Genomic DNA, 20,349 nt, shown 5'->3' with positions numbered 1-20,349 from the left:
AAAAAACGGTATAGCATCTTCCAAATTTTTATTAAACATTATGTTGATTGCATTAACTTATTATTTCAGTTTATTCCATCTTAGATTTGTAATCATCATAGTATTTTTGAGTGATTTCTAGGTTTCCTGGAAGTCCAATTTGATTCATTTTTTCAACGTAGGCATCCCACTCTTTATCAATCCCACCTTTTGTTACCCATTTAGAGAAGTTAGCCATTGCTAGATTCATTAATTCTGTATTGACTAGACTCATTGCATTATTATCTTCTTCCGTATACTTTAAGAATGTATCAGGTAATACATCATTTTCAGTATCAACCGCATCAAGTGCACTCTGAAGGGCCTCTGTTTGCTTACCAACTGATTGCATATCAGTACCTAATGTCAATTTTAATGAATCTGAAATATACAACGGACCATTATCTGCCCATGTAGATGTCCATTTCCATGTACCTGGATCCATTTTTTCATCTTCTGGAGGAAGTACAGTGTATGTATCGTCTCCATTATCTTTGATATTCGTTCCTAGTGAACCAAATAGTACCTGCATACTTACCTTTGGATCATACAATTCATTAATAAACTTCATTGCTGCATCTTTGTTTTTCGTTTTTGATGACATTTGAACCATATTAACTCCATAGTTTAATACATTATAATCGTAGGTCCATGATGGCTGTACTGTTGAGCTTGCATCTACTTTTAATGGAGCAATTGAGGCATATTGTGGTGCTAATTCATTACCAAATCTATCTGTAAGTTCCCAACCATACGTATATCCAACTGTTGCAGTTTCTCCTTCACCACGAGCAACTGATTGATATTTCGTATAATCCTGAGTAAATGCCTCAGCACTTATTAATTTCTCTTTATAAAGCTTGTTCAAAAATGTAACAACTTGTTTATAACGATCATCTACAAAGAAGTTTTTCACTTCACCATCTTCAGCGAAATAGCCTTGGCCACCGCCACCAACGATCGTCATACCTGTACTACCCAATAGAACAGTTGGTTGGAAGAAACCAAATCCACCTGTGCCTACAGGAGCAAAGTCCATTGGAATCTCATCATTTGGATCACCATTACCATTTGCATCCTCTTCTTTAAACGCTTTCAAAACTTCGTATAATTCATCCCAATTTGTTGGTTGTTTTAAACCTAAATTGTCTAACCATTGTTGATTGATAAATTGTCTTGTTCCAGTATTAGGCCAATACCTTTGATATTTAGGTAAACCGTAAATTTCGCCATTCAACTGTGTTGAAATGACTTTTAATTCAGACTTTTCATCAAACATTTTCTGAACATTTGGTGCATGCTCCTCGATTAATGGTGTTAAATCTTCAAACAATCCTTTGAATTTCGAAAAGTCTGCATCTGTAATAGCGTTAGGTCCAACGATTATATCTGGAATATCACCACCAGCAAGCATTGCACCTTTTTTCTGATCCCAGTCTGCAGATACCTCTTCCCATTTTATGTCTACACCTGCACGTTTCTCTGCTTCTTCTAACCATTCCATTTTGTTAACATCTTTTGTTAGCGGGTGTTTAGTAATAAGTCCAGTTAATACTACTCTTCCATCTTCTGTTTTCTCTGGTTCCTTACTTGTCTTATCGCTACATGCCACCAATGTAGTTGTAGCTAGACAAGTTGTTAATAACAATGATAATAACTTTTTCTTTTTCATTGTAATTTCCCCCTACTTTACTTTTTCAAATATAACTTCAGACAAAAAATTACCTGTGATCGTTCATCATATTTTTTATTTTTGTTGAGTCCATGGTGAAATTTGATAGATGTAGGTTTTAAAGAAGACTTAAAGAATAAGTGAATCAAATCGTTGACGAGATGATTAAATCAATATTGCTTTTTGGGAGTTCATTTGATGTTGATGTTCTATTTAATTCATGAACAGCATTAAAAGGAATGTAATAACCAGTTTATTATGCTCCCCTCCTTCAAAATAGTTAATCAATATATTGTACTAACAACTTAAAAAATTAACATTAGCACACTCCACTCTTGTTAACGCTTACAAACTAGCTATTTATTAATATAGTTTGTATTAAGTAGTTAGTCTTGCTACTAAACTAATAGATAATATTACTATTTTTTAACTCGTATCAGATGTTGTACGAATGTATATTATAAAAGGTAACATCCGCCTCAATTCATCCGTATAAGTTTATTGTAAATAATTACTTTGCTTTTTTCAATAATTATTTTTTTATTTTTCTGATAAATGAAATCAACTTATCCGTATATGTTAACAGACTGGGACTTTCAAGCTAAAACCTGTATTATATAATTAACGCATTCAGCTAACCTTAATGCCATATAAAAAACCTCAATCGGACTTGAGGTTTTTTATATGGCATATACAATTCAAGAGTCTCTTTTTACTAGTACATATGTACTTCATTTATTTTTAAAGGACTGATAAATAAGCATAGAATCATATGCTTTAAAGCATGACAAACTTACTCTTTATCCTCTAAAGGTAGTTGTTTACCCCATACCGCGGTCCCATCTTGACTTAATCCAGTAAATACAAGAGTTGGTTGCCAATTTTCCCAATCCCATTGTGGTAAAACAGTTACTGTGTCAATCCAATAATCGTTTGGTGCACCACCTGGTTCATACCAATAGAGCTTTAAAGAATCACCTTTTAATTCCCAATAATCTTCTCCATTTTCATCATCAATTTTTCCATTTTCATATAGATGAAGAGTGGTAGAAGTAGCCTTACTATCATCAATCCTACTTAAGACAATTTGCTCCCATTGCCCTACAATATTCTCTGTCTTTATTGATTCAATAGGTTTTTTCATTTTTCCAGCATAACGCTCAGGTGAGACAACAGGCCAACCATCCTCCGTCCAGATAATTTCTCTAACGTGGAGATGTGACCAATATAGATCCTCCCCAACTCTAGCATTATGTGTTAAATAGTAGTCATCACCTTCTTGCAGCAATCCGTTATGACCTGTTCCTAACCAACCACTGTCATTATTAAAAGCATATGAACTGACAAGTTTAGTTCCAGTGTCAAAAGATCCATCTGAGATATCAATCATATTTTTACCGTTATAATCTAAATATGGCCCTTGTATACTTTCAGATCTTGCTACTCTAACATTATATGTATCTTCAAGCCAACCATAAGAAACAGTTAAATAATACATGTCTGTATCTGGATTATACATAATTGCTGGTCCTTCAATCGCATAATCATTATTTTGTCTTTGTGCGATGAGTGTTCCTTCTTCATCAGTATTTTTCAGCTTACCTGTCGCTTTATCGAGCTCTGTTATAAAAATTCCACCAAAATAAGAACCATAAGCCATCCAAGACCTACCGTCCTTATCGATGATAATTCCAGGATCGATGGCATTAACGGTGAACGTATCGCCTTCTTTTGTCTTAATAACAGATCCTTGATTATCCCATGGCCCTTCAATCGATGTACTTGTCGCTAATCCAATATAAGAGTTTCTTGTACCTAGTTCAGAAACTGAGTAGTATAAATAAAAGATACCATTGATTTCTACTACATCTGGGGCCCAGTAGGTAGATCCACCATTTGTCCAAATTTTAGCTTCTGCTGTCACGTTATCAAACACTCGTCCCACAAACGTCCAATTAATCATATCCTTGGATTTTCTGATTTGAATACCTGGCAGAGGTGTACCAGCTACTTTATAATCGGTTGAAAAGGTGTAATACCAATCATCAACCTTTATGATTTCAGCATCATGGGTATTATTTGTTGTCCATTTTGATTCATCATGAATGATTTCAGTAGTAACTTTTTCAATCGGTGTTTCTGCAGGAGGAGAAGGATATTGTGATGCCTGAAGTGTCTTTGGCTTTTGATCGTTGTTAAAATAGAACATTATTGCAAAAGCTGAAAGAAGTAAGAGTATAATTGAAGAAAGCAATATCATTATTTTTTTATTTAACAAAGTCCCCACCCTTAAACTATTTTTAATGTTAAAAAAAAGGCTGACAATCACTAATCAGCCTTAAAATGATTATTTACTATTTAAAACAGGTTTCGTATCTGGAACCGGTACGCCAAAATTAGGTGTTCCATCTTCGTTCCATACAATGGCTTGAACACGTGTATGTCGGTTAGGATCATACAATGGATCACCCTCAATTTCTTTGTAATTACGTGCATGATAAACAATAATATCTTGTGACCCATCTTCAGATACAGTGAAACTGTTATGACCTGGTCCATATTGACCTGTTTCCTCATTCGTTGTAAATACAGGGTCAGTGGATTTATTCCAGGATCTCGGATCTAATAAATTACTGTCTTCATCAGCAGTTAAGAGTCCCATACAATAATTGAAGTCAGTTGCACTTGCTGAAAATGAAATGAAAATTCTCCCATTACGCTTTAAAACAGCTGCACCCTCATTCACTAAAAAGCCGATCTTTTCCCACTCATATTCTGGTGTTGTAATACATACTTGCTCACCTTTAAGTGTCCATGGATTTTCCATTTCAGCGATATACAGGTTGGAATTCCCTACTATTTCTGGATCCTTCTGTGCCCAAACGTAATATCTAATCCCTTTATGCTCAAAGGTTGTTGCATCTAAAGCAAATGATTCCCATTTCGTTTTCACTTGGCCTTTTTCAATCCAGTCCCCCTCTAAAGGATTAGCGGATGAATTTTCAAGCACAAACATACGGTGATCAAATAATCCGTCTTTTGTTTCAGATGTTCTTGCCGCTGCAAAATAGACGTACCATTTTCCATCAATAAAATGAATTTCAGGTGCCCATATATTTGCACTCATTAAACCTGTTTCATGCCTCACCCAAATCGTTTTTGCATCAGCATCTGTTAAACCTTGGATAGTTGATGCTCGACGAAGCTCGATTCTATCATATTCAGGAACAGAAGCAGTAAAATAATAATATCCATCAGTATGCTTATAAATCCAAGGATCTGCACGTTGTTCAATAAGTGGATTATTTACATTAAATTCAGTCATAATGACACTCCTCAAAAAATAGTTTTATTTTTCTTACTTGTTATTTATGGTTCCTTCCGGCGAATCAAATCATATCAGTGATTACTTTCAACAAAGAAAAAGTGGCAGGAGTTGGTAAACTAGCTAGCCTAATCTAGTCTAGCTTTATAAGCAGATTAGGCTAGCTAGTTTACCCGTTAACACCGCCACTGACTTTTAGTTTGTTTAATATTCCGACTATTCATTCTAAATTTACAGAGTTGAAAGTAGTACGTATAACTACATTGTTTATACCTTTATCCCTTAACCCCTGAGATTGCAACAGATTCGATAATCTGCTTCTGGAAGATAATAAATACAATTAACATTGGTAGCAAAGATACTACAGATGCAGCCATGATTAATGGATAATCACTTTGAATCGCATAAGTTGAGTTAAAATTTGCGATAACAAGTTGTAATGTTTGTTTCTCAGGAGAATTCAAGTATAAAATCGGCCCAAGATAATCATTCCAAATAGCCATAAACCATAAAATTAACTGTGCAGCAACTGCTGGTCTAACTAACGGAAAGATAATTTTATAGAATATTTTAAAGTAAGAACAACCATCGATTTTCGCTGCTTCAATAATTGAGTTTGGAACACTCGATAAATATTGTCTTAGGAAGAAAATCATGATAATGTTTCCAAACAAGCCAGGAACAATTAATGGTAATAACGTATCAACCCAACCAATTTGTGAGAAAATCATAAATTGTGGAATCATCACAACTGGATATGGAATCATCATTGCCGTTAATAATAATAGGAACAATTGATTTTTATATGGGAAATTCATTTTCCCAAAAGCAAATGCTGCTAAAGCAGAAGTAAATGTTCCAATAACTGTTACGGAAACTGCGACGATTAAACTATTAAAAATCCCGTTTAATAGTGGACCCTTTTCCCAGATTTCCTTGTATTTAATAAAATCAAATGACTCAGGAATCCATATAGGAGGAAGTGCATACACTTCTTGAATATCTTTAAAGGATGTAGAAACCATCCACAAAAGTGGTGCCACCATAAAAATAGCCCCGATTGATAATAAGATGAAAATAATGATATTTGTTATTTTCTTGTTTTGCTTTTCTGATCTATATTTCACCTTAGTCTCTGCTTTTTTTTCTAAAACAACCTCCATTACTTCCACTCCTTTCTAAGCTGAGCATAACAAAAATTAATCAAGATCATATGATGACTTTTCATTCACTTTAAATTGAATGTAAGTGAATGCAAAAATAAAAAGACCTAGTACGACAGCCATTGCAGAACCATAACCCATTTCAAAGTTTCCAAAAGCCTTCTGCCAAATATAAAATACAACAGTTGCTGATGAATATTCCGGACCACCTGTTGGTGTCATGACATTGATTTCTGTAAAGATTTGCGCACCACCAATTATCGATGTTACAACGATGAAAAATGTAACTGGTTTAACCATTGGCAATGTAATATTTTTGAAGACTTGAAAAGCATTTGCTCCATCTAGCCTTGCTGCTTCGTAGTATGTTTTCGGTACACTTTGCAGAGCTGCTAAATATAAAAGCATGCTATATCCTAAGCCCTTCCAAACCGTCATAAGGATTAACGCAGGTTTTACTGTATCCTTATTCATTAACCAGCTTGGACCGTCTATACCAAAGATTCCTAAAAACTGGTTAACTAATCCATAATCTCCATTGTAAGCCCACTGCCATAGAATCGATATCGCAGCTAAAGATGAGATTACAGGAACATAGTAAAGGACTCTAAATACTTGGGTTCCAATGATCGCTCTATTTAACCCTAGCGCAAGCAAAAGTGCCAATACTAATCCAATCGGAATGCCTAACATCATAAACAATGTGTTATACATTGTTTTATGGAAAGATTCATCTGTTAATAAGTCGATATAGTTTTGTATACCGATAAAATTCATTTGCCCTAAACCATTCCAGTTTGTAAATGACCCATAAAGAGAGTATAGCGTTGGAGCTAATGTAAATATTAAAAATCCTATGACAGGTGCAGCGACAAATAAGTAAGCATTTCGTCTTTCGCTTTGATAAAGCTTAGAAGTAGTTTTCATCTTTTCTCCCCATTTCTCTTAAAAGGTTACATGATAAACCTTAATCTACCATTAGAGAGTTTATTAAGTTAATAGGGTGCTAGCCTATTTCTCTAGCACCACTTGGAATTGTCTGATTTATTTTAGTCTTATTTCTTTGCTTGCTCTTCTTGCTTAATTGCTTTATCTAATAATTCTTGCATTTTAGGTTGTGCTTCTTTTACATATTCCTCAGCAGTCTTCTTACCATCTATAACTGGTTGGATATTTTTAAAGAATTCATCATACCACTCGCCAGTATACGTAAAGTTTGTCGGTAAATCGCGACCATGTTCACCAATGATATCTAAGAATTCTTGTTTATTTGCTGGTTTGATTGATGTATCTGCAGCCCATTTTTCTGCAACATCCGTATTATTAGGTAATTGAACTTGTTGATCAACTAATGCTTGTTGTCCCTCTTCATCAGATGATAAATATAAGGCAAGTTCTGCTGCAAGTTCCGCATGTTTCGTTTTACTAGATACACCAATACCTAATGAACCAATCCAAGCTTGTGTTTCACCTGTAGAACCAACTGGCCATGGTAATAAATCATATTCAAATTTTAAATCTTTGTAAGCTCCCATATCCCAAGGACCAACTGGGAAGAAACCAATTTGACCTTGCATCCATCTTTGGTACGTATCAAGTGTTTGACCTTCTGCAATGGAAGGAGTTACTTTATGAACGTTTTGCAAATCAGCAAAGTATTGTAACGCCTCAATAAATTTTGGATCATCAACCGTAACTTTTGTATGTGTTTCATCTAACCAATCTGCACCATTACTCCAAACAAATGGTTGTAATGACCAGTTAACATTAAGTCCTGTTCCCCATTGATCTAGTTTGCCGTCGCCATCTTTATCCTTCGTTAACTGTTTATTTACTTCTAAAAATTCTTCTAAAGTATAAGGCTTGTCTGGATCTGGTAATGGAATACCAGCTTCTTCAAACATAGTCTTGTTATAACCAAATGCGAAAGGCCCTAAATCTTTTGGTAAACCGTAAATCGCACCTTGTCCAGCAACTTCGCCGTCATATCGGTATTTATTAACACCTGATTCCCAAATTTTTGTTAAGTCAGCACCTTCAGCATTTTCAACTAAATCAGTAATATCCATTAAAACACCTGAATTAACATACGCTTTTAGATTACCAGGATTATAGAAGAATACATCCGGAACACTTTTCCCAGCAATTGCTGCCTGTAATTTAGTATCATATTGATCACCAGCTGTTACAACTGTTTTTACTTTCACATCTGGATGTGCCTCTTCAAATTTTTTCACAACATTTTTGTAAGCTGTTTGTTCTTGAGGTTGTCCACTAAACATAAATGTAAGATTAACATTCCCATCTTCGCTACCACCTGAACTACCACTGCTACATGCACTTAGTGCACCAGTAATAACTACAACCAACATAGCCATTAACATCATTCTGCTAAGTTTCTTTTTTGACTTTTTAAACAATTTAATCCCCCCAAAACTGTTTGATAGAAGGGCTACTTACTTAACAATTGTTGTTTATTCGACAAAACTACCTTTATTTAATGTTTCGTCATGTAAGCGCTTCTCTATGATAATAGTATTATACCTGTTCGTACATGTCAATCATTTTTTAAGAAAAGTAGTACATGTTAAATCCGAAACCATTTTATATGTACGTACATTTATTGAAATTATGTTTTATTTTTCCTTATTTTCTAATGGTTACCGGTAAAGTTAAAGTAAGAGTGAATTATAGTTTTATCTTAGTTAAATAAAATTAAGCAAATAAAAAGGCCAGTTTTCTCAATGGAAATCTGACCTTTACGTATATTACTCATTTATTACCCCTGATAATCCCTGTACGGTAAAGCTCTTTAAAAGAATTGATTAAGGTAACTTAAGCATAAAGTTATCATAACTCATAATGGTCTCAAGCGGAATATGGTTGGATTGAGGTTTCCTTTTTCGATGATTAAACCAAATACTAGTCCAACCTGCTTCAATTGGTGGCACAACATCATTTTCCCAAGTGTCACCAATATAACAGCATTTATTTGACTCTATGTTTATCTGTCTTTGAACGTACTCAAACACCCTTTTATCAGGCTTTGCTATACCGATTCCATCAGAGATAAAAATCCTTTCTGGTGGAATAATTTGATCAATTTGAAGTGATTTGATTTTATTCATTTGGTGCTGAACAGGGCCATTCGTTAAGACACCAACAATTAATTTCCTTGATTGTAAATCCTTTATTATTGTAAGCACTTCGGGAAAGGGGTTTATTTGCTGTTGCTCAAATTCATAGCGTTCCTGTACTTCACTTGCTCGTTGATTTGATAACGAAAGACCGAAATCGTTAAAAGCGCATCTGATCCTCTCGATCCTTAGGAGATCAAGACTAATTTCTCCCCTTATATGTACTTTCCAAAGAACATCACTGAAATATCGTACCTTTTTGAATACATCCTCTACTTTAGTGTTTGCTAAATCGATACGACAATGCTCTAATGCCAATTGAAAAGGAGTTAATTGATCATATAATGTATCGTCAAGATCAAAAAAAACTGCCTCAGTTTCTCTTAAGCTATGCATATTGATGAATCCCGACGTGCTCATTCCAAAATTTAAGCATTGTATAGCGATTTCTAAGAAGGTGTGCCTCATGCAAACTGTTTCGTACAAGTTCAGTACTAATTCCAAGTTCAGTTGGACGTACAATACCTTCTAATTTTTGTAATAAATTTGCTAATATGCTTGCGTCAGGTAATGAGTTTAATACTTCAACAACTTCTTTCTGTCTTGCTATGACATTATCAAGTTTATCCTCAGTATTAACATCTAACTCTTCTAAACGCTTTGTAGAAGATACTAGCTGAAGGACCTCTTTTTTATATAAATCTAAAATAAGTTGTGCTGAAACGCCAACCTTTGCTCCATGAAGTACTTGTGCTTTTCCCTGTTTAAGGAACTCCATTTCCCAATAATGGGATAAATGATGTTCTCCACCAGAAGCTGGAGAAGAATGACCTACTAAAAGCATCGCCATTCCAGATTGTATAAGTGCTTCGATTAGGATCTTAATTCCTTCTTCGTCGGCTTCGGAAATTTTATCAACTTGCTTTACACATTCCTCTAACGCTTCCTCTGTTAGCTGTGCAGAAAGAGGACAATAGGACTCACCTGCAATAAGATGCGAAAACTTCCAGTCTGCTAGTGATGTATATTTGCCGATCATATCACCAAAGCCTGCAGCTATCATTTCCTTCGGAGCCTCTTGTAAAATGGAAATATCAGCAAATAACGCAATTGGAGATTGCATTTGATATGTAGTTTTTACCCCTTTTATCACAACAGGTGCCCCCATTGAATTAAAACCATCTACAGATGGAGCGGTTGGGACTGATATAAAAGGCTTCCCCATTTTAAAGCTTGCAAATCTAGCAATATCATGTATTGTTCCTGATCCTACCGCAATGACAACATCTGTATTCTGAGAGATTCCTAGCATTGCCTCAATTAAAGAAACTTCATCCGCGATCACATCATTTATTTCATTTGCTTCAATGATGACTACTTCATGGTTTACATTTGCTTCCTTATACAGGTTTGCCAATCTCTCTCCTGCTACTTTAAATGTTGTCTGATCAGCAATAATAGCAATGTTTTGAAACGATTGGTCTATTGTATAAGAGACAGCTTGCTTTAACGCTTCATGGCTAATAACAATTTTATCAATCGTAATCTCATAATGCTGGTTACCACACGTACATGCTTTGGACAGGTTCGAAAGTTCGTTTAAAGCGATCATATTATTTCCCCCTATTCGACTGAGAACTACTAAAAGGCTGTTATATATAATTATTTTTTTCGCTTAGATTGCTTTGACAAAAGGCTACAGCAACCCCCTCAGACTAAGTATTTTATATTAATTGTTGAGGGGGTTAGTCCTTAAATAACATGTTTGTTTTCAGAATGATTCCTTTTAACAGCACTTGTTGAGTTTCTAATAATTAATTCAGGATCATAGATCTTCTGCCATTTTTCAATAGATTCTTTATCTCTTTTTTCTACAGCTGCAACAATCCATTTTGCTGCCTCAATTCCCATATCCATTTTCGGGTGGGTAACAGAGGTAATCTTCGTTTCAGACGCTTCAGTTAAATAAGAATCATCATAACCAACGATAGAGATGTCATCAGGAACTTTAATTTCAAGCTCCCTTAATAAATTCAATACATTAATCGCGATTTCATCATTGTAACAAACGATTCCAGTTGGTCTATTTTCTTCAGACAAAAGGATTTCTTTTAATCTATGGGGCAATGTTTCCTCTTTTTCTTCCGTTGTATAGGTTACTATCATCTCTGAAAAAAACGGAATATTATTTTCTCTAAATGCTCTAATAAATCCTTGCATCCGATTTAATCCTTGAATATCATCGCTTTTGAATAAACCAATTACTTTTTGATGACCTAGCTTAATTAAATGGTCAGTTGCAACAAATCCACCTTTTTCATCATTTAAAATAATATTTGGAGGATTTAATTGTGGATAGTATTGGTTGATCATTAAATAAGGAGTATTATTCTGTTCCATTTCTAGGTAATAGTGAAGATTTGGATTATAACTACTACTTCTTGTAGGTTCTACGATTAATCCATCTATATTACGGTTTATCATCGCTTCCAAGCATTGCTTTTCTTTTTCAGGATCATTATCCGTGCAAGCAAATGTTAATGAATAGCCATGTGCCGACAAGTACGATTCTATCCCTTTAATAATGGACGGGAATATATAATCAGATATATAGGTTGTAATAACTCCTATATTTTTCCCAGTTAAACTAACGGGCTGACTTTGAGCTTGAGCGGGTTTATTTGAGACAAACGTACCTGCTCCCTGCTCTCTATACAACCATCCTTCATGAACAAGGTCCCCAACAGCTTGGCGGACGGTATGCCTACTAACCTCAAACATCTTAACTAGCTCATTTTCTGAATATATTTTTTCACCTGGCAAAACTTTTCCTTCGATAATCCAGGCCTTAATTTTTTGCTTCACCATGCTGGCTTTCGTTTGTTGAGCCATTATGTCACCACTTTCAGCTTGTATGCTACCGAATTAACTCATTCGTACAACTACATTAATTATACACTATGAACATACAATTTTAAAATGCTCTTTCAGCTTCTTTATAAAATATTGATATATATTTTATTAGTAATTCCTTGGAAACTATATATTACATCTAATTTTATGTAAAAGTTTACTTTTTTCTCTTATCTTAAAATTTAATACTTACTCTAAATATTGTGCGAACAAGTTACATTACATACTTTTCTCCATTAGCTCTCTCATTAACTGTTCAGCTGAAATCGTTCGTTCACCACCACCTTGAGCAAACGAATCATTTCCTCCACCTCTCCCATTTATAACAGGCAACACACCTTTTAGTAGTTGATTCATATTTCCATTTACCTCTTTACTTTTAGAGCAGACAAGTTGTAGTTTGTCTTCATTTTCACTTATTAATAGAACTAGAACATCATTGGTAAGGCTTGTAATTGATCGTGCTAACTGTTGCAATTCTGAAATCAGACGGTTTTTAAAAATGGCTTGAACTACTTTTTGATCTTGAATGATTTGTATATTTGCTATATGAGACCTAGCCTCATACTGAAGAAGCTCGGTCTTTAATTCTACAACTGTTTTTTCAAGATCTTTAGACTGCTGTATTAGCCGGTTTGCAGCATCCTTCATTTGCCCTTGTGGAGAATTTAATATGGAAGTCAATCTTTGAATAACGCTCTGTTTTTCATGAAGCTGCTTAAGTACTCTGTTACCACAAACAAAATATAGTCGAATATAGTTCTTATGTTTCTCCCAATTTAAAATTTTAATGACACTTACCTGTCCGGTTGAGTTCGGGTGCGTTCCCCCACAACCGTTGTAATCAAAATTAGGGATGATGACAAGACGAATATTTTCGGATACAGACAACTCTTTTCTTAACGAATAGTGTGAGAGCTCAGCTTCTGTTATCCACTTCGTTTCAATTGAACGATTTTCAAGAATGATCTTATTTGCCAATGCCTCTGTTCGATTCGCCTCTTCCTCATTAAGATTCTTAATTTCAAGGTCAATCGTACACAGTTCTTTTCCTAAGTGAAAACTAACTGTTTTATAGCCATAAACTTCTTCAAAAGCTGCTGATAATATATGTTGCCCAGAGTGTTGCTGATGTGGTCAAAACGACGATCCCAGTCAATTTCTCCAACGATTTTATTATGTATTTCAATAGGTTGCTCAACATAATGACGAATTTCTCCATCAATTTCCTCTACTTCATACACATGAACACCATTAATAGTTCCTGTATCATGTGGTTGTCCTCCACCTGTTGGGTAAAAGATTGTTTCTTCTAATACAACATAAAAACGGCCGATTTCATCTTGAGCTTGCAAGACAAGCTTTGTTGTTATAGTTTGTTTGTATGGCTCTTGGTAATAAACTTTTCTCTTTGACATTGTACCTACACTCACCTTTGCACTCATTATTTGCTTTTACTATAGCATATCCATTTAAAAAATATCGTAGAGTTGACCGTTTCATATAAATGGCTAATTTTGAAGAAACTATGATTAAAGGAGGGATAAATCATGGCCAATAGAAATAAATTGCTTGTTCCTAGTGCCAAGCAAGGAGTAAACCAATTAAAAGCAAAGGTTGCTAATACTCAAAAACCTGAGGAAGCCAAATATGAAATAGCAAAAGAGCTAGGTGTACCTCTTAAAAAAGGCTACAATGGTAGCTTAACCTCTCGACAAGCCGGAAAAATCGGTGGAAATCTCGGTGGAAACATGGTACGTGAAATGGTAAAAATGGCTGAGCAACAATTGAAAAAATGAACAGTGGGCTGACTCATTTGGAGTCAGCCCACTCTTATTTTAAGAAGTTAAGAAGCTTTATTCTTATTATAAATATCAAATGCAACAGCAGCTAATAAGACTAACCCTTTTATTCCTTGCTGCCAGTCAATTCCTAAGCCTAGTAAAGACATACCGTTATTCATAATACCCATAACTAATCCACCGATTATCGCACCTGGAACTGTGCCAATTCCACCATACGCTGAAGCTCCACCAATGAAACAAGCAGCAATTGCGTCAAGCTCAAATAAATTACCTGCTTTCGGTGTTGCAGCATTTAAACGTGCTGCGAAGAGAAGTCCAGATAAGGCAGATAGAACGCCCATATTAACAAATATCCAAAATGTCATTCGTTTCGTTTTAATACCAGATAATTGTGCTGCTTTCTCATTTCCTCCGATTGCATAAACATGTCGTCCTGCTTTCGTCTTATTTGTGACAAATGTATAGATCACAATTAATACTGCAAGAATGATTAATATATTCGGAATTCCTTCATACGTAGCAAGGATATACGTAAATACATTAAGCAACGCAACCATACCAATTAGTTTTAGAACAAACATGCCCACAGACTGGACTTCAAAGTTGAACTTTAATTTTGTTCGTCTATTTTTCAGCTCAGTAAAAATAATTATGACTGATAAGGCAAGACCAATAATGATTGTTAATAAATGGAGTGAACCACTACTTGAAACGTCAGGAATGAAACCAGAACTAATTTTTTGGAAAGATTCTGGGAAGGGTGCAATTGATTTCCCTTCTAGGACGATCATTGTTAACCCTCTAAAAAGAAGCATTCCTGCTAATGTAACAATAAAAGCTGGGATTTTCACGTAGGCAACCCAGAATCCTTGCCATGCTCCGATTATTGCACCTACTAGTAACGAGATAATAACCGCAAGAAAGGTTGGAATTTCATAATTAACCATTAAGATCGCTGATATTGCTCCGACAAATGCTGCTATAGACCCTACTGATAGATCAATATGTCCGGTAATGATGACTAACACCATACCGATTGCTAAAACTAATATATAACTATTCTGCAAAATTAAATTTGTAATATTTAAAGGCTGCAACAATAGACCATTTGTTAATATTTGAAATAGCACCATAATAAAGATAAGTGCAATGACCATACTATATTGACGCATATTGTTTCGTATCATTGATTTCAATGCAGATTCTTTGTTCAGACTAGATTGACTATTTTTTAGTTGTGTTTGCATTATAATTACCTCCTTACCTTACTTTTTGTCATGTATGTCATCAGTTTTTCTTGGTTAGCTTCCGCTTTCGTTACCTCACCTGTGATGCTACCTTCATTCAGACAATAGATTCTGTCACACATTCCTAATAGCTCTGGAAGCTCTGATGAAATAATTAAGATTCCTTTTCCATCCATCGCTAAATCGTTAATAATCGAGTAAATTTCATATTTCGCTCCTACATCAATCCCACGTGTTGGTTCATCTAAGATTAAAATATCAGGTTCAGAGAATATCCATTTACTTAAGACAATCTTCTGCTGGTTCCCTCCACTTAGATTCCCAGCTTTTTGAAAGATACTTGGTGTTTTGATCCTTAACTTTTTGCGATATTCTTCTGCTACAATGATTTCTTTGTTTTTATCTAAAATCGATTGCTTTGAAATTTTATTTAAGCTTGCTAAGGTAATATTTTGTTTAATATCTTCCATTAAAATGAGACCGTTTCCTTTTCTATCCTCGGAAACATAGGCTATTCCTTGATCAATTGCAGAGGTTACATCATTAAATTGAACCTCAATCGCATCCTTCATAATTTGACCGCTAATTTTCTTCCCGTACGATTTACCAAAAATACTCATCGCAAGCTCGGTTCGACCCGCACCCATTAAACCGGCGATACCGACAATTTCACCTTTGCGAATATGAAAATTAACATCATCGATTACTTTTCGATCTGAATGCAATGGATGGTAAACATTCCAATTTTTCACCGCAAAAATGGTTTGGCCAATTTTGGGAGTTCTTGCTGGATAACGATTTGTGAGATCACGACCTACCATACCCTTAATGATTCGATCCTCTGTCACATTGTCTTTTTTCATATTTAAAGTTTCAATTGTTTGGCCATCTCGTAAAATCGTAATCGAATCTGCAACCTTTTCAATTTCATTTAATTTATGTGAGATAATAATAGCTGACATTCCTTGTTTTTTAAATTCTAATAGAAGATTTAATAAGTTTTCGCTGTCATCTTCATTTAAGGAAGCTGTTGGTTCATCTAAAATAAGAAGCTTCACTTTCTTTGATAGTGCTTTCGCAATTTCGACTAATTGCTGTTTCCCTACCCCAATATTATCAACCTTCATATTTGGAGATTCAGTAAGACCTACCTTTTTAAGTAAATCCATCGTCTTCATTGTCGTCATATTCCAATTGATCACACCGCTATTAGATATTTCATTGCCTAAAAAAATGTTCTCAGCTATTGATAATTCAGGAATAAGGGCTAGTTCTTGATGGATAATAACAATCCCTAATTCTTCACTTTGTTTAATATTTTTAAAGCTACAAACCTGTTTTTGAAACAGAATGTCACCTGTATAGGAGCCATGTGGATATACACCACTTAACACCTTCATTAGCGTAGATTTACCTGCCCCATTTTCACCACATAAGGCATGAATCTCTCCTTCTTTGACCTGTAAGTTTACGTTTTCAAGTGCTTTAACACCTGGAAATTCTTTCGTAATATTCCGCATTTCTAGGATTATATTTGACATTTTTCACCACACCTACATTCGTCTTTTTCACTAGAATTCTAGAATTTTCTAATTTATTGTCCAAGCTGATCTTTCGTGTAATAGCCGCTTTCTACTAATACAGTGTCATAGTTTGTCTTATCAACAGACACTGGATTTAATAAATACGCCGGGACAATTTTTTTGCCATTGTTATATGTCTTTGTATCATTTACCTCAGCTTTTTCTCCATTGATGAGAGCGTCAGCCATTTCTACAGCCTTCTTAGCTAGCTCCCTTGTATCCTTAAACACGGTTTGTGTTTGTCGATCGTTAATGATTGATTTTATCGAAGCAAGCTCAGCATCTTGACCGGTGATGACTGGCATCGGTTTATCTCCACTGCCATATCCAACCCCTCTTAAGGAAGAAATAATTCCAATACTTATACCGTCATATGGTGAAAGAACCGCATCAACCCGTTCTGATGAATAATAAGCACTTAGTAAATTATCCATTCTTGATTGAGCAAGTGCTCCATCCCATCTTAATGTGGCTCCTTGATTAAACTTCATTTGATTACTTCTTACAACCAACTTACCAGAATCAATATAAGGCATTAGAATCGACATCGCCCCGTCAAAGAAGAAGTATGCATTATTATCATCTGGTGAACCAGCAAAGATTTCGATATTAAAAGGGCCTTTTGCTTCCTTTAACCCTAATTTTTCTTCAATATATGTTCCTTGTAAAACCCCTACCTTGAAATTATCAAAGGTTGCATAGTAATCAACATATTCACTATGCTGAATCAAACGATCATATGAGATGACCTTTATCCCACGTTTGTTTGCTCTTTCTAGTACACTTGTTAACCCAGATCGGTCATCAATTGGAGCAATAACTAGCACATCAACACCCTTAGTAATCATATTTTCAATTTGGGCAGTTTGATTTTCAATAATATCTTCTGCATATTGCAAATCAGTTTCATAGCCAAGCTCTTCAAATTGCTTTTTCATATTTTCTCCATCATTAACCCATCTTTCAGACGACTTTGTTGGCATTGAAATCCCAATAAACCCTTTTGATTCCCCACTTGTTTCTTTGACTCCACATCCTGTCATAGTCAAAGTCAATACAATTAAGAATACTAACATTATAGTAAGCGATTTCTTTTTCATGTGGGCTTCCCCCTTTCTTTATTCTCATGTGGCATATTTTCTTAAATGGTTGGTTAGAAAAACGTAGGGTCGCCAATTTCGGATGGCGGAGCCCTATTTTTCTTACGCTATCTTTTCGAAAACTCTGATAATACTTAAAATATATCACCTATCAATAGGACGGTCTTTTTAATAAAACAACTATTTTTATAAAAATTTAACTTTATTTAAACCGCTTTCATTTTTCGCAACATAAAAGAAGCCTGCTTTTATGAAAGCAGACATCTAAACTAATCTCAACCTGATACCTTCTTCTTATTAGCTAGATTTAGAACTAGTAATTTTCTTTTATATAATGCTGCAATAAAATTCAAAAGAAATTCAGGTAATCTTTTTGGAAAGAAGCGATGCTTATAATAGCGATCATAAGCATTCTTTAGATCTTCCCATTGAGTACAATGCTTTTGTTGTTTAAATCTGGCAACATCAATCATTTTTATTTTGTTGTCTGGGGTAATAATGATATTTCGCAAGTGAATGTCAGAAGGGTTTAACCCTGTTTTTCTAACAAGTTCTAATATATGTTCAACTTCTTTAATATGGTTCTCATTAATAGGAATACCTTTGTTTAAGCAAGAAAAAAGAGTATCTCCTTTAATATAGTCCATTGTAAGAAAATTTGGACCTGTTTCATATACGGTTGGAAAATAGTCGATGTGTGTTAACAATCTATAAATATCAGATTCTACTTGGGCAATATGAATAAATTGTGGTGGAAATATTTTTATTACTTTTTTCGTACCCTTTATTCTAAATACACAGGCACTTCTACCTGTTCCGATTAATTCAAGGTCTGTGTGATGCTGCTTTACTCGTATGCTTCCCTTTTTAAATACAAATACAATGCTATGTGCATAATCATGACTATTCATCGAATCATCTCCTTTCTCAAATCTATCATTGTTATATGTTAACAAGATGTTTAATTTAAAAAGAAAGTATAAAAAAAGACCTCACCAAATAGTGGTAAAGGTCTCGCAAACAACTCCCGTTGCCAACATAGCCGAGGTTAAACCTGTATTGACGACTTTGCTGTACAGCTACTCCCCTTTAAAAGGAAAAAGGAATGAAATTTATGACTATTATAATTTCTATTCACCTGCAGGTCAATTAATAACTATTGTCCCACTTAATTTCACCTGAATTTTTCCGATACTTAATCGGCGAAACCCCCATCACCTTTTTAAATGCTGTGCTAAAATAATGTTGAGTATCATATCCAACCTGTTCAGCAATTTCTACAATTGGTAGATCAGTAGAGTTTAACAGCTGGATCGCTTTTTTCATTTTCATATTGGTTACTAAACTAACGAAAGACATTCCGAGTTCCTGCTTAATCATCCTACTTAAATAGACAGGTGATACTTGTAAAGTTTTTGCAACTAATTCAAGCGTAATTGTCGGTTCTGCAAAATGTGTTTCAATATATTGTCTGGCACGTCGGACAATTGGAGAGATGGTTAACTCATTTTTCATTAGATCCTTGCATTGTCTATATACGACTGAAACTTCTTCCAACTCTCCCTCAACTAGTTCAACATACATGTTTATTGTCATTTTTAAATACTCTTGTATAACTTTTTCAATTCTTTTAAACATTTCATCAGGTACATATTTCCATAAAATAATTATAATTAGCCCGGTTTCATCGCGAAAAATCACTTTATTGTATGGATCAAGTAATTCTGAAACGATATTTTCAATTGAAAACATAAACATCTGTTTTTCTTTTTCTTTCATTAACGGTTTATTTGCAAAGTATTCTGGGCATTGTAGGACAGCAAAAAGTTCGGGACTTCTTAATGGCAGCTCCAAAAATTGTAATTGCTTTTGTATATCAGCAATTTCTAAACGTCCCTCTATCCAGTCTCGACAAAATTGCTCTCGTAACATAGAAAGGTTTTTAGAAATTTGGTTAGACGCCATTTCTATATACTGATCCTGCTTGACAGACGTTTCGAGCTCTAGTCGAACACTATCTAATACTTGTTTTAATTGATTAGGATCAGCTGGTTTTAAGATGTAATCTGTCACATTTAATCTTACTGCTTCCTGAGCATATGTGAATTCATCGTGGCCAGTAATAATGACTATTTTACATTGGGGTAGTTTTTCTCTAATCTGTTTTATTAAAGCAATTCCATCCATTATCGGCATATTTAAGTCTGCTAATAAAATATCAATTGAGTGTTCCAATGCTAGCTCCAAAGCTTCCTCTCCGTCTTCAGCTTCAGCTTTTACTTCCATCTGCAGAGAAGACCAATTTACCGAATCTCTGATTCCTTCCCGTATCACTGGCTCATCATCAGCAATTAACACTTTCCAAAATGGATTATTCACATTATCC

17 protein-coding genes are annotated in these 20,349 nt (G+C 34.8%); 1 reads left to right on the top strand and 16 read right to left on the bottom strand.

All coding sequences use genetic code 11. The features are described 5' to 3' along the window. Positions 1–70: 70 nt before the first annotated feature. From HUW50_RS17620 to HUW50_RS27400, 11 genes are all read right to left on the bottom strand, one after another. Positions 71–1,690 (bottom strand): extracellular solute-binding protein, encoded by a 1,620-nt coding sequence (locus HUW50_RS17620; protein WP_185653075.1) that lies wholly within the window; start codon positions 1,688–1,690, stop codon positions 71–73. A 793-nt stretch (positions 1,691–2,483) separates the two neighbouring features. Continuing rightward, positions 2,484–3,968 carry an arabinan endo-1,5-alpha-L-arabinosidase gene (locus HUW50_RS17615; protein WP_083964592.1) on the bottom strand — a complete coding sequence of 495 codons (1,485 nt, stop codon included), beginning with the start codon at positions 3,966–3,968 and terminating at the stop codon, positions 2,484–2,486. 69 nt (positions 3,969–4,037) lie between these two features. Further along, positions 4,038–5,015, bottom strand: a complete 978-nt coding sequence (locus HUW50_RS17610) for a glycoside hydrolase family 43 protein (protein ID WP_066331321.1) — start codon at positions 5,013–5,015, stop codon at positions 4,038–4,040. A 275-nt stretch (positions 5,016–5,290) separates the two neighbouring features. After that, positions 5,291–6,178, bottom strand: a complete 888-nt coding sequence (locus tag HUW50_RS17605) for a carbohydrate ABC transporter permease (protein WP_066331323.1) — start codon at positions 6,176–6,178, stop codon at positions 5,291–5,293. 36 nt (positions 6,179–6,214) lie between these two features. Beyond that, positions 6,215–7,105, bottom strand: coding sequence for a carbohydrate ABC transporter permease (locus HUW50_RS17600; protein ID WP_185653074.1), 891 nt, complete (start codon positions 7,103–7,105; stop codon positions 6,215–6,217). A 128-nt stretch (positions 7,106–7,233) separates the two neighbouring features. Then, the gene (locus tag HUW50_RS17595) at positions 7,234–8,565 is read right to left on the bottom strand and encodes an ABC transporter substrate-binding protein (protein ID WP_066331669.1); all 1,332 of its coding nucleotides are present in this window, start codon (positions 8,563–8,565) and stop codon (positions 7,234–7,236) included. A gap of 438 nt (positions 8,566–9,003) precedes the next feature. Beyond that, positions 9,004–9,711 (bottom strand): HAD family hydrolase, encoded by a 708-nt coding sequence (locus HUW50_RS17590; protein WP_066331328.1) that lies wholly within the window; start codon positions 9,709–9,711, stop codon positions 9,004–9,006. Next, on the bottom strand, positions 9,704–10,927 hold the full coding sequence (locus HUW50_RS17585; RefSeq protein ID WP_185653073.1) for a sn-glycerol-1-phosphate dehydrogenase: 1,224 nt from the start codon (positions 10,925–10,927) through the stop codon (positions 9,704–9,706). Before HUW50_RS17585 ends, HUW50_RS17590 begins: the two co-directional genes overlap by 8 nt. 140 nt (positions 10,928–11,067) lie before the next feature. Next, on the bottom strand, positions 11,068–12,207 hold the full coding sequence (locus HUW50_RS17580) for a GntR family transcriptional regulator (protein ID WP_066331338.1): 1,140 nt from the start codon (positions 12,205–12,207) through the stop codon (positions 11,068–11,070). 240 nt (positions 12,208–12,447) lie between these two features. Next, positions 12,448–13,209, bottom strand: a complete 762-nt coding sequence (locus HUW50_RS27405) for an alanine--tRNA ligase (RefSeq protein ID WP_311773990.1) — start codon at positions 13,207–13,209, stop codon at positions 12,448–12,450. Between the two features lie 71 nt (positions 13,210–13,280). Next, a complete protein-coding gene (locus HUW50_RS27400; protein ID WP_311773989.1) occupies positions 13,281–13,646 on the bottom strand; it encodes an alanine--tRNA ligase-related protein in 366 nt (121 codons plus the stop codon). A gap of 132 nt (positions 13,647–13,778) precedes the next feature. Between HUW50_RS27400 and HUW50_RS17570 the strand changes: the two genes are divergently transcribed. Further along, positions 13,779–14,027, top strand: coding sequence for an alpha/beta-type small acid-soluble spore protein (locus HUW50_RS17570; protein ID WP_066331344.1), 249 nt, complete (start codon positions 13,779–13,781; stop codon positions 14,025–14,027). A 47-nt stretch (positions 14,028–14,074) separates the two neighbouring features. Here the strand turns inward: HUW50_RS17570 and mmsB are convergent, their stop codons facing one another. The 5 genes from mmsB to HUW50_RS17545 form a co-directional block, all read right to left on the bottom strand. After that, on the bottom strand, positions 14,075–15,220 hold the full coding sequence (gene mmsB, locus HUW50_RS17565; RefSeq protein WP_157094381.1) for a multiple monosaccharide ABC transporter permease: 1,146 nt from the start codon (positions 15,218–15,220) through the stop codon (positions 14,075–14,077). Between the two features lie 65 nt (positions 15,221–15,285). Continuing rightward, positions 15,286–16,821, bottom strand: coding sequence for a multiple monosaccharide ABC transporter ATP-binding protein (mmsA, locus tag HUW50_RS17560; protein ID WP_066331350.1), 1,536 nt, complete (start codon positions 16,819–16,821; stop codon positions 15,286–15,288). A 53-nt stretch (positions 16,822–16,874) separates the two neighbouring features. After that, complete coding sequence (chvE, locus tag HUW50_RS17555) at positions 16,875–17,963, bottom strand: multiple monosaccharide ABC transporter substrate-binding protein (protein ID WP_066331352.1); 1,089 nt, start codon at positions 17,961–17,963, stop codon at positions 16,875–16,877. A 275-nt stretch (positions 17,964–18,238) separates the two neighbouring features. Then, the gene (locus tag HUW50_RS17550) at positions 18,239–18,874 is read right to left on the bottom strand and encodes an AarF/UbiB family protein (RefSeq protein ID WP_066331356.1); all 636 of its coding nucleotides are present in this window, start codon (positions 18,872–18,874) and stop codon (positions 18,239–18,241) included. 238 nt (positions 18,875–19,112) lie between these two features. Next, positions 19,113–20,342: a response regulator transcription factor gene (locus HUW50_RS17545; RefSeq protein ID WP_066331359.1), complete on the bottom strand. Its 1,230-nt coding sequence runs from the start codon at positions 20,340–20,342 to the stop codon at positions 19,113–19,115. Positions 20,343–20,349 lie beyond the last annotated feature (7 nt).

Origin of the sequence: Metabacillus sp. KUDC1714 (genome assembly GCF_014217835.1) — a bacterium.
Lineage (GTDB): Bacteria > Bacillota > Bacilli > Bacillales > Bacillaceae > Metabacillus > Metabacillus rhizosphaerae.
This window is presented reverse-complemented; position numbering and strand designations above follow the sequence as displayed.